The organism is Arthrobacter sp. AG1021 (genome assembly GCF_003633665.1).
Classification (GTDB): Bacteria; Actinomycetota; Actinomycetes; order Actinomycetales; family Micrococcaceae; genus Glutamicibacter; species Glutamicibacter soli.
On the sequence record NZ_RBLB01000010.1, the window covers coordinates 263,772 to 277,472 of the forward strand.

Annotated in this window: 13 protein-coding genes and 1 riboswitch; of the genes, 9 read left to right on the forward strand and 4 right to left on the reverse strand. The window is 65.5% G+C overall.

What is annotated here, in order from left to right; all coding sequences use genetic code 11:
• The first annotated feature begins 685 nt into the window (after positions 1-685).
• Positions 686-1,114 carry a Fur family transcriptional regulator gene (locus tag DFO58_RS14785; RefSeq protein ID WP_181728134.1) on the forward strand — a complete coding sequence of 143 codons (429 nt, stop codon included), beginning with the start codon at positions 686-688 and terminating at the stop codon, positions 1,112-1,114.
• A 94-nt stretch (positions 1,115-1,208) separates the two neighbouring features.
• Positions 1,209-3,392, forward strand: a complete 2,184-nt coding sequence (katG, locus tag DFO58_RS14790) for a catalase/peroxidase HPI (RefSeq protein ID WP_120991557.1) — start codon at positions 1,209-1,211, stop codon at positions 3,390-3,392.
• A 115-nt stretch (positions 3,393-3,507) separates the two neighbouring features.
• Here the strand turns inward: katG and DFO58_RS14795 are convergent, their stop codons facing one another.
• The 3 genes from DFO58_RS14795 to DFO58_RS14805 all read right to left on the reverse strand — a co-directional run bounded on the left by DFO58_RS14795 (position 3,508) and on the right by DFO58_RS14805 (position 5,317).
• Positions 3,508-4,137, reverse strand: coding sequence for a methylated-DNA--[protein]-cysteine S-methyltransferase (locus DFO58_RS14795; RefSeq protein ID WP_120991558.1), 630 nt, complete (start codon positions 4,135-4,137; stop codon positions 3,508-3,510).
• Positions 4,134-4,631: a sigma-70 family RNA polymerase sigma factor gene (locus DFO58_RS14800; RefSeq protein WP_120991559.1), complete on the reverse strand. Its 498-nt coding sequence runs from the start codon at positions 4,629-4,631 to the stop codon at positions 4,134-4,136. Before DFO58_RS14800 ends, DFO58_RS14795 begins: the two co-directional genes overlap by 4 nt.
• Positions 4,632-4,756: 125 nt before the next feature.
• Entirely contained in the window at positions 4,757-5,317 is a 561-nt protein-coding gene (locus DFO58_RS14805; protein ID WP_120991560.1) for a histidine phosphatase family protein, read from the reverse strand.
• Between the two features lie 113 nt (positions 5,318-5,430).
• Positions 5,431-5,525, forward strand: a riboswitch (SAM riboswitch).
• 111 nt (positions 5,526-5,636) lie between these two features.
• Here DFO58_RS14805 and DFO58_RS14810 point away from each other — a divergent pair.
• Both DFO58_RS14810 and DFO58_RS14815 read left to right on the forward strand, forming a co-directional pair.
• Positions 5,637-7,004, forward strand: a complete 1,368-nt coding sequence (locus DFO58_RS14810) for an O-acetylhomoserine aminocarboxypropyltransferase/cysteine synthase family protein (RefSeq protein ID WP_047118122.1) — start codon at positions 5,637-5,639, stop codon at positions 7,002-7,004.
• Complete coding sequence (locus tag DFO58_RS14815) at positions 7,004-7,498, forward strand: CoA-binding protein (RefSeq protein ID WP_047118123.1); 495 nt, start codon at positions 7,004-7,006, stop codon at positions 7,496-7,498. The genes DFO58_RS14810 and DFO58_RS14815 overlap by 1 nt, the downstream gene beginning before the upstream one ends.
• A 75-nt stretch (positions 7,499-7,573) precedes the next feature.
• On the opposite strand, the gene DFO58_RS14820 is transcribed toward DFO58_RS14815, so the two are convergent.
• Positions 7,574-8,545, reverse strand: a complete 972-nt coding sequence (locus tag DFO58_RS14820; RefSeq protein WP_082123782.1) for an iron-siderophore ABC transporter substrate-binding protein — start codon at positions 8,543-8,545, stop codon at positions 7,574-7,576.
• 251 nt (positions 8,546-8,796) lie between these two features.
• Between DFO58_RS14820 and DFO58_RS14825 the strand changes: the two genes are divergently transcribed.
• From DFO58_RS14825 to DFO58_RS14845, 5 genes are all read left to right on the forward strand, one after another.
• The gene (locus DFO58_RS14825; RefSeq protein ID WP_052772215.1) at positions 8,797-9,759 is read left to right on the forward strand and encodes an iron chelate uptake ABC transporter family permease subunit; all 963 of its coding nucleotides are present in this window, start codon (positions 8,797-8,799) and stop codon (positions 9,757-9,759) included.
• Entirely contained in the window at positions 9,756-10,784 is a 1,029-nt protein-coding gene (locus DFO58_RS14830; RefSeq protein ID WP_181728133.1) for an iron chelate uptake ABC transporter family permease subunit, read from the forward strand. The genes DFO58_RS14825 and DFO58_RS14830 overlap by 4 nt, the downstream gene beginning before the upstream one ends.
• Positions 10,785-10,932: 148 nt before the next feature.
• Positions 10,933-11,790: a polysaccharide deacetylase family protein gene (locus DFO58_RS14835; RefSeq protein WP_082344604.1), complete on the forward strand. Its 858-nt coding sequence runs from the start codon at positions 10,933-10,935 to the stop codon at positions 11,788-11,790.
• Positions 11,791-11,942: 152 nt separating this feature from the next.
• On the forward strand, positions 11,943-12,719 hold the full coding sequence (locus DFO58_RS14840) for a DeoR/GlpR family DNA-binding transcription regulator (protein ID WP_053797218.1): 777 nt from the start codon (positions 11,943-11,945) through the stop codon (positions 12,717-12,719).
• Positions 12,716-13,699, forward strand: coding sequence for a 1-phosphofructokinase family hexose kinase (locus DFO58_RS14845; protein ID WP_047118128.1), 984 nt, complete (start codon positions 12,716-12,718; stop codon positions 13,697-13,699). Before DFO58_RS14840 ends, DFO58_RS14845 begins: the two co-directional genes overlap by 4 nt.
• The last annotated feature ends 2 nt before the right edge of the window (positions 13,700-13,701 follow it).

The window sequence follows — 13,701 nt, forward strand, 5'->3', positions numbered from 1 at the left end:
CCCTTGCGGGGGAACGCCATCCGGCTAGTGCATTCGGTTGAGGATTGCTTTGACTGCTTCGGTTCACTGAATCCAAGATCGACCCGCGGCACACGATGAAAGCTTGCGTGCTTGTGCCCATACTCTACGTACAAACCAGGCAATTTGGCGGAAATTATTTGTCGAACCTTGGCTCAAACGGGCCCAATTAGGGCTTTTCCATCATTAGCGAGATCGACAGCAAGGTCAAACTTCACAAATCAGTCAGCGCTTCTATTCCACGGAATTACAATCGATGTTTCCCGTGACTAGAGGGATGCAGGCATCGAATGTGAGCTTCGTCGCCGGTTGAATTTGTCTAATTTATACCGCAATAAAGTTGGATATATTCGGATATTTTCGACAAGGGATTTTTGAAAGATTGCAGAAAACTTTTTCTCATGATCGTGAATTCAAGAAATTCACACCGCTCAAAGATGCCCCGCTACGCCCGAGAGCGGCGCGCGCCACCTCGAAGCGCGCAGTTCCGTGGCCACCACATGGATCAGGGAGAGTTGGGATCCCTGAAACCAATTACATCCATGGAGACGCATATATACATGTCAAGCGATATTCGAGGACATTCATCCCTTGTTCGGAAAAAAGTAACCCGCAACACACCAATTCTTATCTTGACTCATTCAAAATAAGTAGGCATGCTTGAGACATGACATCAAAGGCAGGGATCGAGCAGGTGCTGAAAGAGGCATCCATGCGGGTGACGCAACCTCGTGTTGCGGTACTCGCCGCGGTGACTGCGAACCCCCATGCCGACACCGAAACCATTATTTCGGCTGTGCATGAGGAGCATCCGCATGTGTCCCACCAGGCGGTATACGACTCGCTCAAGCTCTTCACGAGTCTGGGTGTTGTGCGGCAGATCCAGCCTCAGGGGCACATCGCCCGCTATGAGACCCGCGTTGGCGACAATCACCACCATGTGGTGTGCCGCTCCTGCGGGCATCTGGCGGATGTCGATTGTTCGGTCGGGGCAGCTCCGTGTTTGCACGCCTCAGACGATCACGGCTTCCAGATAGATGAAGCCGAAGTGATCTACTGGGGCAAATGCCCGGATTGCCAAGCCTTGAACAGCTGAAAAGCACCCCTTAGTTCCCAAGCCCCGCCGGATGGGCTGAAAGCCTCCCGGCGGACGCTGCCCCAAAAACCCCTTAAACCGGAAGGAAGAGCATATGTCTGAGACGACAGCAGGTCAGTGCCCAGTAGTCGGCGCTGGCCGAGTGCACCCAACCCAGGGCAACGCCAACACCGAGTGGTGGCCGAGCAAGCTGAACCTGAAGATCCTGGCCAAGAACCAGCAGGTTTCGAACCCGCTGGACGAGGACTTCGACTACACCGAGGCCTTCAGCGCCCTCGACCTCGCGGCCGTCAAGGCCGATCTGGCTGAAATCATGACCCAGTCCCACGACTGGTGGCCAGCAGACTTCGGACACTACGGTCCGTTCTTCATCCGCATGGCATGGCACTCCGCCGGCACCTACCGCTCCCACGACGGCCGTGGCGGCGGCGGCGCAGGCCAGCAGCGCTTCGCGCCACTGAACTCGTGGCCGGACAACGTGTCGCTGGATAAGGCTCGCCGTCTGCTGTGGCCAGTGAAGAAGAAATACGGCCAGGCCATCTCCTGGGCCGACCTGATCCTGCTTGCCGGCAACGTGGCTCTCGAAGACATGGGCTTCGAGACCTTCGGTTTCGGCGGCGGACGCAAGGACGTCTGGGAAGCTGACGACGACGTCTACTGGGGCCCGGAGAAGGTGTGGCTGGACAACGAGCGCTACACCGGCAAGCGCGACCTGGAAGCCCCCCTGGCTGCAGTCCAGATGGGTCTGATCTACGTCAACCCTGAGGGCCCGGACGGCAACCCGGATCCGCTGGCTTCGGCTATCGACATCCGCGAAACCTTCCGCCGCATGGGCATGAACGACGAAGAGACCGTAGCCCTGATCGCCGGCGGCCACACCTTCGGCAAGACCCACGGCGCCCACGCCGATGACAAGATCGGCCCGGATCCGGAAGCAGCCCCGCTGGAAATGCAGGGTCTGGGCTGGAAGAACGGCCACGGCACCGGCAAGGGCGCGGACACCGTGACTTCCGGCCTCGAGGTCACCTGGACCTACCACCCAACCCGTTGGGACAACGAGTTCTTCCACATCCTCTTCGCCTACGAGTGGGAGCTCTTCGAGTCCCCGGCAGGTGCCAAGCAATGGCGCCCGGTCAACGGCGGCGGCGCAGGCCTGGTCCAGCCGGCATTCGATACCCTGGAGCACCGCGAACCGCGCATGCTGACCAGCGACCTTGCTCTGCGCTTCGACCCGATCTACGGCCCGATCTCCAAGAACTTCAAGGAGAACCCGGACCAGTTCGCCGATGCCTTCGCCCGTGCCTGGTTCAAGCTGACCCACCGCGACATGGGCCCGAAGTCCCGCTACTTCGGCCCGGAGGTTCCGGCCGAGGATCTGCTCTGGCAGGATCCGCTGCCGGCAGCTCCTGAGGTCACCCTGGGTGCCAAGGAAATCGCCGAGCTGAAGTCCCTGATCAACGGCGCCGAACTGTCGGTGCAGCAGCTGGTCTCCACCGCGTGGAAGGCCGCAGCGACCTTCCGTTCCTCGGACAAGCGCGGCGGCGTCAACGGCGGCCGCATCCGCCTGGAGCCGCAGGTTTCGTGGTCGGTCAACCAGCCAGCGCAGCTGAAGCCGGTGATCGCCAAGCTCGAGGAAATCGTTGACCAGTTCAACGCCACCTCCGAGATCAAGGCTTCCTTCGCCGATGTCGTGGTCCTGGCCGGCAACGTGGGTGTCGAGCAGGCTGCCCTGGCCGCAGGCCAGCAGGTAGAAGTTCCGTTCACCCCGGGTCGCGTAGACGCCACCCAGGAGCAGACCGACGTAGAGCAGTTCGCCTGGCTGGAGCCGGTCGCCGACGGCTTCCGCAATTACGACTCGGGCTTCCTGAACCTGCCAAGTGAGTACCTGCTGATCGACCGTGCGAATCTGCTGGGCCTGTCGGCTCCGGAGATGACCGTGCTGCTCGGCGGCCTGCGCGTCATCGGCAACAACTGGGACGGCTCCAACCAGGGCGTCTTCACCGACACCCCGGGCGCGTTGACCAACGACTTCTTCGCGAACCTGCTGGAACTCGGACTGGAGTGGACCCCGTCGGCAGACGAGCAGACCTACACCACCACCGACGGCCGCTGGACCGGCAGCCGCGTGGATCTGGTCTTCGGTTCCAACTCCGAGCTGCGCGCCCTCGCCGAGGTATACGCTTCGGACGATGCCAAGGAGAAGTTCGTCAAGGACTTCGCAGCGGCTTGGGCCAAGCTCATGGACGCAGACCGCTTCGAGCTGGCCCGCAAGAACTAGTTCCCTTGCGCTAGCTTCTAGCTGAGAAGCCGGTGGCCGCCGCCTTCCTTCGGGAAGGCGGCGGCCACCGGTCTCTTCATTTGCAGTTGCTGCCGGCACAGTGTTGGCGGCATGCTCAGAACAGGGTGGCTTCGCCGCCGTCGAATTCCGGGTTCTCCAGCTTCAGCAGCTGCGTTTTCACGCCCAGTCCCCCGAGGTAGCCGCCCAGCGAACCGTCCGTGCGCAGCACGCGGTGGCACGGAAGCACAATGGGCAGCGGGTTCGTGGCGCACGCCGAGCCGACGGCCCGCACCGCCTTCGGCTTGCCGATGTGCTCGGCCACTTGGGCGTAGCTCTGGGTCTGCCCGTAGGCGATGCGGCCCAGCTCCAGTTGCACCTGCCGGCGGAACTCGGTGGAAAGCCGCAGGTCCAGCGGCAGGCTGAACTCCTGCAGCGCGCCGGAGAAGTATTGGTCGAGCTCCCTGGCCGCGTCGTCGAGCGATCTGTCGTCCTTCAGGATCCGCGGGCCCACCTTGTGCGCCAGGACATCGAGGATGCGCTCATGCCCCTCGGTTTCAAAGGCCACCCGGACCAGCCCGGCCTCCGTGGAGGCCAGCAGCAGCCCTCCGATCGGGCTGTCGACAATGCGGTAGGAGATCTCGATCAACTGCTGGCGGCGGGCATCATGAACAAATTTTTTGTTCAATTCGGCCAGGATCCGTTCTTCGTCCCGCGTTGCAGGGACGGCGGCAGTCCGTTCGCTCATGACAACTCCTCCAGCATCTGGGCGTGTTTCCAATGGGCACGCAGGTTCTTGATTCCGTCACTGCCCGCGCGGCGGGCGGCCGCCTCGGTTCCGGAGAGGACCTGCGCGATCTGCGCGTAGCTCAATCCGCCCAGATACCGGTAGGCGATCACGAAACGCTGCTTCTGAGGCAGCGCCTTGACCGCCCGCCACAGTTCTCCATCCATGATCCTGGCTTCGGGCCGTCCCGCCTGCCCGGCTTCTGTCTCGGGCAGCACCTCGGCCAACACCTCGGACGGGTTCTTGCGCAGTTCGTCGATGGCCTTGCGATGAGCGATGGTGACCAGCCAGGCCTGCACGTTGGCATCATCCGGCAGATCCGGATAGGCCTTGAGCGCGGCCAGGAACGTTTCCGACCACGCATCCTGGGCGCGATGCTCATCCAGCAGGGCACGGCACACACGCAGCACGGCCAGCCCATGGTCCTGGACAATCCGTTCGAACGGTATCTGCATGGCTCTCCCGGCAGCTGCTTCCCCTTGCGGGCTCTCACCTTGTAAACGTACCGCAGGCGCGGTTTGTGAGGTCGGCAGCGAAAATTTTTTGCTCCGCGGCGCCGAGGCGCAGTCGGGGAAACCTGTTACAGTCGCACCGTAGCCAAGTCAGCGGCGATTTCTTCCAGCCGCTTCAGGTCGATGTCGATCACTTCGCCGTTCTCCACGCCCTGGGGCTGCCGGCTTCCGGCGAGCGCGTCGCGGATGGTGCGCATGGTCGCGCCGTGGCTGACGACCATGATCCTGCGCCCCGCGTGCTCCTGCACCAGCTGGAGCAGCGCAGGCAGCGCCCGGTCAAGGATCTGCTGGTGGGTTTCCAGTTCGTGCTGCACCTCGGCGGCTTCCAGATCGCTGACCTCGGCCATGATGCGCCCCTCCAGCGGGCCGAAACTGCGCTCGGTCAGGGTGGGCACCGCCGGTCCGGTCTCGGCCCCGAGCTGCTCGGCGATCAGCGCGGCGGTCTGTTGGGCGCGGGCCAGCGGGGAGGCCAGCAGCAGGTCCCAGCCTTTGCCCTTCAGGAAGCGCCCCAGGCTGCGCGCTTGGTGGCGTCCGGTGTCGTTCAGCTCGATGTCGGTGCGGCCCTGCAAGCGGCCGGCCAGATTCCAGTCGGTCTGTCCATGTCGTACCAATGCCAACGCGGTGTCCATGACTCGAGCATAGGCGCAGCGCAAAGATATCGAAGAATCTGTGGCGAAGGAAGCAATACGCAACGTTACGACTCATAGTTGGGTCATTTTCGGTCATGTTGCGAAGATTGTTACAACCATCCCGAGCGGCCGAGAGATCTGGTTCGATGACGCCGCAGCAACCTGCCACAGCCGGTGGATACGGTGCTACCGCCAGAAACGATGGAGCTGCTTTCCGCCTACCCGGCGTTCAAGCGACATTGACCGGGATTCCTGCCTCGATGGCTTCCGTGTTCGGCACGGAGGCCAAGAACGTATCGACAAGGAGTCAAAAGCCACCATGGCAGACCACAAGTTTGGATTCCGCACCCGCGCGCTGCATGCCGGAGGCACCCCCGATGCCGAGCACGGCGCCCGCGCGGTGCCGATCTACCAGAGCACCTCGTTCGTCTTCAAGGACGCCGACGATGCCGCGAACCTGTTCGCCCTGCAGAAGTACGGGAACATCTATTCGCGCATCGGCAACCCGACCGTTGCCGCGTTCGAGGAACGCATGGCCTCGCTGGAAGGCGGCCTCGGCGCGGTAGCCACCGGCTCCGGCATGGCCGCGGAGTTCGTCACCTTCGCCGCGCTGGCCCAGGCCGGCGACCACATCGTGGCCTCGGCCAAGCTCTACGGCGGCACCATTACGCAGCTGGACGTCTCGCTGCGCCGCTTCGGCATCGACACCACCTTCGTCGACTCCAACGACCCGGCCGATTTCGAGGCGGCGATCGGCGAGAACACCAAGGCCGTCTACACCGAGGTCGTGGCCAACCCTTCCGGAGACATCGCGGACCTGGCCGGACTGGCCGAGGTGGCGCATCGCCACGACATCCCGCTGGTGGTCGACTCCACGCTGACTCCGCCGTACATCCTGCGCCCGATCGAGCACGGCGCGGACATCGTGATCCACTCGGCCACCAAGTTCATCGGCGGCCACGGCACGACCCTGGGCGGCGTGGTCATCGAGTCAGGCACCTTCAACTGGGGCAACGGCAAGTTCCCGACCATGACCGAGCCGGTGGCCAGCTACGGCAACGTCTCCTGGTGGGCCAACTTCGGCGAATACGGTTTCCTGACCAAGCTGCGCAGCGAGCAGCTGCGCGACTTCGGCCCGGCGCTGCCGGCGCAGTCGGCCTTCCAGCTGCTGCAGGGCCTGGAGACCCTGCCCCAGCGCATGGACAACCACCTTTCCAACGCCAAGCAGGTCGCCGCCTGGCTGGAAGCCGACGAGCGAGTCACCTACGTGAACTACGCGGGGCTGGAATCCCACCCGCAGCACGAGCAGGCAGCCAAGCTGCTGCCGATGGGCGTCGGCTCGGTCTTCAGCTTCGGTGTCAAGGGCGGCCGCGAGGCCGGCGCCAAGTTCATCGACGCGCTGCAGCTGGCAAGCCACCTGGCGAACATCGGCGACGCCCGCACCCTGGTGCTGCACCCCGCCTCAACCACCCACCAGCAGCTCAGCGCCGAACAGCTGGTCGCCGCCGGCGTTCCGGAAGACCTGATCCGCCTGTCGGTCGGCCTGGAGGACGTCGAGGACATCCTCTGGGACCTCGACCAGGCGCTGGCCGCCTCGCAGGAAGGCACGCTGGAGTCCGACTTCGCGGCACCGGCCTACGACGGAGCATCCTGCGCCGTTCCCGCCGCTTCGAAGGGAGCGAACTAATGAGCACCGCTGAACGCACCTGGCAGGGCCCGGGCGCCGCGCAGCGCCTGAACATCCTGCGCGACACCAAGACCATCGCGATTGTCGGCGCCTCGAACAAGCCCTCGCGGGCCAGCTACTTCGTGGCCACCTACCTGCTGTCCTCCTCGAAGTACAAGGTGTACTTCATCAACCCGGTGCTGGACGAGATCCTGGGCCAGCCGGTGTACAAGTCGCTGGCCGACCTGCCGGAGTCCCCGGACCTGGTCGAGGTGTTCCGCAAGCACGAGGACATCCCGGGCGTGCTGGACGAGGCGCTGGCGGTCGGGGCGAAGACCCTGTGGCTGCAGCTGGGCACCTGGCATGAAGAAGTGGCCCACCGTGCCGAGGCCGCGGGCCTGAACGTGGTCATGGACCGCTGCGTGAAGATCGAGCATGCCCGCTTCCACGGCGGGCTGCGTCTGGCCGGATTCAACACCGGCGTGATTTCCTCCAAGCGCCAGCTGCTGGCCTAGGGAATCTCCGGGACGAACACGGCGGTGCCGCCCTTCTGAATGAAGGGCGGCACCGCTGTGTTGTCTTTTTCGGCGCTACTTGACCAAGTAGCCGCGCAGGTCGTCCAGGATCTGGTTGGCGCCGGTCGGGCCCAGGCCCAGGAACCAGACGTCGTCGTTCACGCGGATGGCCTGGCCGTCCTTGACCGCCTGCATCTGGCCCCAGAGCGGACCTTCCACCGCGGCCTTCTCGCCGGTGGCTTCCGGGGTTCCGTAGGAGGTGTAGAACAGCCAGTCGGAGTCGGCATCCGCCAGGTTCTCCGCGGAGATTTCTGCGGCCAGGTCGTCGATGTCCTGGTTGTCCGGACGAGAGAATCCGGCGTCGGCTAGGATCACGCCGATCAGAGACTTGTTGGCATACAGGCGGATCTTCTCCGGCATGAAGCGCAGCAGCGAGATCTTCGGATCGCCCTCGACGTCTTCGTTCAGCGCGGTGGCCTTGGCCTGGTAGTCGTTCAGCACGGAAACCGCCTTGGTTTCCTCGCCCAGCGCCTCGCCGGCCAGCAGGAAGTTCTCCTTCCACGGGAAGCCCGGGCGGATGGAGAAGACGGTCGGGGCGATCTGGTTGAGCTGGCTGTACAGCTTGTCTGCGCGCAGCTGGGAGCCGATGATCAGATCCGGGTTCAGCGCGGCGATGGCCTCCAGGTTCAGCTCCTGGATGGTGCCCACGGTCTTGGCATCCTTGACCTCGTCGGCCAGGTAGCTCGGCACGGAGTTCGCGCCCTCGGTGGACGGGATGCCTACCGGGGTGACGCCCAGGGAGAGCACCGCGTCCAGCTCACCGGTATCCAGCACGACCACGCGCTGCGGTTTGGCCTGGATTTCGGTGGTGCCGTTGGCGTGGGTCACGGTGCGGGGGAACTGGCCGGCTTCGGCATCCGAGCCGAACTTGGCGGTTTCCTCATCCGCGGTCGTGAAGCTCTGGCCGCCTACGGCAACGTCCTTGTTACCGGCGTTGGAGTCCGAGGTGCTGGTGGCTGCGCCGCAGCCGGCGGTGACTGCAACCATGAGTGCAGCGGTGGCGCCGAGGATGGTGCGGCCCCACGAAGTACGAGTGTTCAAGAAATTCACAACGCCAATATACCGTATTCAGTTGCGCACCTTGATAGGTAAGCATCATCTACTGCAACATTCACGATAAGGTGTTCCAGTCACCATTCTCAGCGTGAAAGTGCGACCCCCACACCGTGAAGACCTTATCTCCACCCGATGATTTGCAACGTAGCAAGTCACCGAGCAAACATTTGTTGATTCTCGGGATGCTGGCGGTCCTGCTAGTCGCTCTGGCCACCGTGTCGCTGACCATCGGCTCAAAATCCCTGAGCCTGCAACAAATTTTTTCCGCGCTGGCAGATCCCGTGGAGTCCGTTGAGCGCAGCCTCATCCTGTCCTCGCGGCTGCCGCGCGCGCTGCTGGCAGTCTTCGCCGGCGCCGGGCTGGGTGTGGCAGGGTTGCTGGCCCAGTCGCTGACACGCAACCCGCTGGCCGAACCGGGCATCCTGGGTGTCAACGCCGGCGCCTCGCTGGCCATCGTGACCGCGGTCGGGTTCCTGGGCGTCTCGGGGTTCGCCGGCTATGTCCCCTTCGCCTTCCTCGGCGCCCTGCTCACCGCAGCGCTGGTCTACCTGATCGGCCGTCCCCGCGCGGGTTCCTCGGACCCGGTGCGCCTGGTGCTCTCGGGTGTAGCCATCGGCGCGATCTTCACCGGACTTGGCACCGCCCTGTCGCTAGTGCGCCCGCAGGCCTTCGACCAGCTGCGCGCCTGGACCATCGGTTCGCTGCAGGGCCGGGACGCCTCCATCATCGTTCCGCTGGCGCTGCTGACCGCCGTCGGAATCCTGCTCGCTGCGCTCTGCGCGCGGTCGCTGGACGGGCTGGCGCTCGGAGACGACGCGGCCACCGCGCTGGGCGTGAACGTGCGCAACACCCGCATCCTGGTGCTGATCGCCATCACCATCCTGGCTGCTTCGGCCACCGCCGCGGTGGGCGCCATCGGCTTCATCGGCCTGATGGCGCCGCATGCCGCGCGCCGGCTGGCAGGTTCCGGCACCGGCTGGGTCATGGCCTACACCTGCCTGCTGGCACCCATGCTCCTGCTCGTCGCGGACGTGCTGGGCCGCGTCATGCTTCCCGGCGAGCTGCAGGCCGGCGTGGTCTGCGCGTTCATCGGCGCGCCGATGCTGATCATGCTGGCCCGCAGCCCCAAGGCGGCGGCCCTGTGAGCATCGTATCGACCAACAAGACCCGGAGCCTCAAGCGTTCCACCCGCTCCCGCTCGGTCGGGCTCGCCCTGGCGGCCGCCGTCCTGCTGGCCACCGTCTTCGCGGTATCCGGCGGCGAGTACTCTCTCAGCCCGTGGCGGGTCCTGACGATCCTCTTCGGCGGCGGCGAGGGGCTGGAGACCACCGTCGTCTGGCAATGGCGCATGCCCCGGGCGACCGCCGCACTGGTCTTCGGCGCCGGCCTGGCCGTGTCCGGCGCGGTCTTCCAGACGCTGACCCGCAACCCGCTGGGCTCCCCCGACATCATCGGCTTCTCCACCGGCGCCTACACCGGGGCGCTGGTGGTGCTGACGGTGGTCGGCGGCGGATTCCTCGCCACCAGCCTCGGCGCGCTGGCCGGCGGCCTGCTGACCGCCTTCGTGGTGTATCTGCTGGCCTGGCGCAACGGCACCCACGGATTCCGGCTGATCCTGGTGGGCATCGGCGTCTCCGCGGTGCTTGCCTCGTTCAACCACTACCTGGTACTGCGCGCGGAACTGGACGTGGCCATGGCCGCCGCAGTGTGGGGCGCCGGCACCCTGAACGGCGTGACCTGGGCCGGGGTGATTCCCGTGTCGATTGTCGTGCTGGCCTCCCTGGCCGCGGTGCTTGTCGGCTCGAAGTCCCTGCAGATGCTGCAGATGGGCGACGACCTGGCCAGCGCCCTGGGCATGAAGGTCGAGCGCACCAAGCTGGTGCTGGTGACGCTGGCGGTCCTGCTGGTTTCCGCGGTGACCGCCCTGGCCGGCCCGATCGCTTTCGTTGCGCTGGTCGCCCCGCAGCTGGCGCGGCGCCTGGTGGGCGGGGGCTCGTTGAACCTGATCCCGACGGCGCTGACCGGGGCCTTCCTGCTGGCGCTGGGAGACCTGCTGGCCCAGCGGCTTTTCGCCCCGATCCAACTGCCGGTAGGTGTGGTCACCGTCTGCATCGGCGGCATCTACCTGGTGTACCTGCTCAATCGCGGAACCCAGAAGGTCCGCGGGTAGCGCCCCGCACGCCCGACTGAGACCTAAGGCACATTTATCCCCGGAATTCCGGTGGTTTTCAGCGGTTTTGATAACAATTCGGTGGAGTTTGCGGACGACGCGCTCCGCCAGTTTGAAAACCGCCGCGGCGGCGCGGGAAGGTTGATTAATGCCTCCCCTTTCCCGCCGCCTTGCGGTGCTCCCTGTCGTCGCGTCCGCACTGCTTTTGGCCTCCTGCACCTCGCAGGTCCAAGCCGAGGACGGCTTCGCCAAGCAGGCGGTGGCGAAGCTGCTTCCCGGCCAGGAAAGCCCTCGGCTTTCGGGGTCCACCGGCGTTCTCGCGCAAGCCGCCCCACAGATCCCCGCCGTAGTGGCGCCGGCCGGGCCGATGCGGCTGCATCCGCGCCCCGAGGTCGACTGCGACCAGTCCAAGTGCGTGGCGCTGACCTTCGACGACGGGCCGGGGCGCCACACCGAGCGGCTGCTGGACCACCTGGCCGCCGCGGATGTCCCGGCCACGTTCTACCTGCTGGGGCAGAACGCGCAGAAGTACCCGGAAACCCTGCACCGCATGGTCATCGAAGGGCACCAGCTGGGCAGCCACACCCACGACCACAAGGCGCTCACCGCGCTGAGCAGCTCGCAGATCACCCACGAGATCGACACGGCGGCTGCCATCATCAAGGATTTGACCGGCGTCCATCCCGGCACCGTGCGTCCTCCCTACGGTGCGCACAACGCCCAGGTCGATGCGCTCATCGACGCCCCGCTGGTGCTGTGGGACGTGGACACGCTGGATTGGCAGCACCGCGACCCGGCGAAGGTCGCGAGCATCGCCATGGAGGAAGTGCGCGACGGATCGATCATCCTGATGCACGACATCCATGAGAGCACGGTCAAGGCCGTGCCCGAGCTCATCAAGCGGCTGAAGCAGCAGGGCTACACCCCAGTCACCATCGACGAGCTGTTCGACGGGCAGGAGTTCAACAGCTCGACCGCCTACGCCAGCCGCAACCAGATCCGCTAGTCCGGCGCACCCGCGGCCCGCAAAACCCACTCAAACACAGATAAAGCCAAAAGTTTCTCCGCATTTCACTTGACCCAGCCACGCAATCGGGCATAAAGTCATCTAAACACAGATCCATGTGTTGCAGGTCATGAATCCCAGCGGAGGCAGAAATGTTCGCCGAAGAACGACACCGGCTGATCGTAGAGCAGCTCGCGGTCGACGGAAAAGTCACCGTGGCGCAGCTCGCCGACCGCTTCGGCATCACCCGTGAAACCGTGCGCCGGGACCTGGCGCAGCTCGAATCCGAGAACCACCTGCGCCGCGTGCACGGCGGCGCCGTAGCCACCAGCGAAGCAAGCACCCGCGAGGAAAGCTACGTGGTGCGCACCGCCATCCATGCCGAGGCCAAGGCCCGCATCGCCCAGCGCGCGCTGAGCCTGATCCCGGTCTCCGAGGCCTCGGTCATCCTGGACGCCGGGACCAGCACCGAAATCCTGGCCGAGCGCATGCTCAAGACGAACACCGGAAACAGCCTGGTGGTCATCACCCACGCGCTGCCCATTGCCTCGGTGCTCGTGCAGAGCCAGCACATCGCCCTGGAGCTGATCGGCGGACGCGTCCGCGGCATCACCGGCGCGGCCAGCGGCGCCCGCACCGCCCAGGAATACGCCAACTACCGCGCGGACATCGCCTTCATCGGAACCAACGGGCTCGCCGCGGACTTCGGGCTGAGCACCCCCGATCCGCTGGAGGCGGCGGTCAAGCGCTCGCTGGTGGCCAGCGCCCGCCGTGTGGTGCTGCTGGCCGACGGCTCGAAATTCGACCAGGAAACCCTGGTCCGCTTCGCGTCGCTGCACGCCATCGACACCCTGGTCACCGACCGGCAGCCGGGCGCCGAGCTGGCCGCGGCGCTGGAAGCAGCCGACGTCGAGGTGATCGTGGCATGATCGTCACCCTGACCTGCAACCCGGCGCTGGACAAGACCATCGAGCTGGGCGCCGCGCTGGTGCCGGGGGCCGTGCAGCGCGCCGACTCCAGCCGCGTGCAGGCGGCCGGCAAGGGAGTGAATGTCACCCGAGCCATCACCGCCGCGGGATCAGGATCCCTGGCCCTGCTGCCCGGGGACGCCAGCGACCCGCTGGTCATGGCGCTGGCCGCCGACAAGCTCCCGCACCGCGCGCTGCCCATCGCGGCCCCGCTGCGCACCAACATCACGCTGGTGGACCGCCAAGGCGTCACCACCAAGATCAATGAACCGGGCCCGGTGCTCGGCGCCGCCACCCTGGCCCAGCTGGAACAGCTGATCACCGAGCAGCTGGCCGCCACCTCGGCGTCCTGGCTGGTCATGGCAGGCTCGCTGCCCCCAGGGGTCCCGGACGACTACTACGCCAAGCTGACCGCGCGGCTGCGCCAGAGGCTGGGCACCGGCTGCCCGAAGATCGCGGTGGACACCTCCGGAGCCCCGCTGCGCCAGCTGTTCGCCCACGGCCCGCAGCACGTCCCGGACCTGCTCAAGCCCAATGGCGAGGAACTGGCCGAACTGGCCGGATCCACGCTCACCGAGGACGAGCTGGAAGCCTCCCCCGAACTCACTGCCCGCACCAGCGCCACGCTGCTGGAACGCGGAGCCGGCGCCGTGCTCGCCACGCTGGGCGCCGCCGGGGCGGTGCTGTCCACCGCGGACGGCTCCTGGCATGGAATCCATGACCCGATCACCGTGCGCAGCACCGTGGGCGCCGGGGATTCATCGTTGGCCGGCTATCTGCTGGCAGATACGGCGGGAGCGGACCCGGCGCAGAAACTGCGCCTGGCCATCGCCTACGGAACAGCCGCGGCCTCGCTGCCCGGTTCGACCATTCCCACCCGCCACGACCTCCGCACTGACGCTGTCGCCGTCACCGCTCTCACGCCAAGACAAGGATCCTAACC

What these genes read in the sequence shown, in the direction of transcription:
- DFO58_RS14815 (WP_047118123.1), top strand. Translation starts at nt 7,004, where the DNA reads ATGAGCACCGCTGAACGCACCTGGCAGGGCCCGGGCGCCGCGCAGCGC.
- DFO58_RS14795 (WP_120991558.1), bottom strand. Translation starts at nt 4,137, where the DNA reads ATGAGCGAACGGACTGCCGCCGTCCCTGCAACGCGGGACGAAGAACGG.
- DFO58_RS14820 (WP_082123782.1), bottom strand. Translation starts at nt 8,545, where the DNA reads ATGGTTGCAGTCACCGCCGGCTGCGGCGCAGCCACCAGCACCTCGGAC.
- DFO58_RS14800 (WP_120991559.1), bottom strand. Translation starts at nt 4,631, where the DNA reads ATGCAGATACCGTTCGAACGGATTGTCCAGGACCATGGGCTGGCCGTG.
- DFO58_RS14810 (WP_047118122.1), top strand. Translation starts at nt 5,637, where the DNA reads ATGGCAGACCACAAGTTTGGATTCCGCACCCGCGCGCTGCATGCCGGA.
- DFO58_RS14785 (WP_181728134.1), top strand. Translation starts at nt 686, where the DNA reads ATGACATCAAAGGCAGGGATCGAGCAGGTGCTGAAAGAGGCATCCATG.
- DFO58_RS14825 (WP_052772215.1), top strand. Translation starts at nt 8,797, where the DNA reads ATGCTGGCGGTCCTGCTAGTCGCTCTGGCCACCGTGTCGCTGACCATC.
- DFO58_RS14805 (WP_120991560.1), bottom strand. Translation starts at nt 5,317, where the DNA reads ATGGACACCGCGTTGGCATTGGTACGACATGGACAGACCGACTGGAAT.
- DFO58_RS14845 (WP_047118128.1), top strand. Translation starts at nt 12,716, where the DNA reads ATGATCGTCACCCTGACCTGCAACCCGGCGCTGGACAAGACCATCGAG.
- katG (WP_120991557.1), top strand. Translation starts at nt 1,209, where the DNA reads ATGTCTGAGACGACAGCAGGTCAGTGCCCAGTAGTCGGCGCTGGCCGA.
- DFO58_RS14835 (WP_082344604.1), top strand. Translation starts at nt 10,933, where the DNA reads ATGCCTCCCCTTTCCCGCCGCCTTGCGGTGCTCCCTGTCGTCGCGTCC.
- DFO58_RS14840 (WP_053797218.1), top strand. Translation starts at nt 11,943, where the DNA reads ATGTTCGCCGAAGAACGACACCGGCTGATCGTAGAGCAGCTCGCGGTC.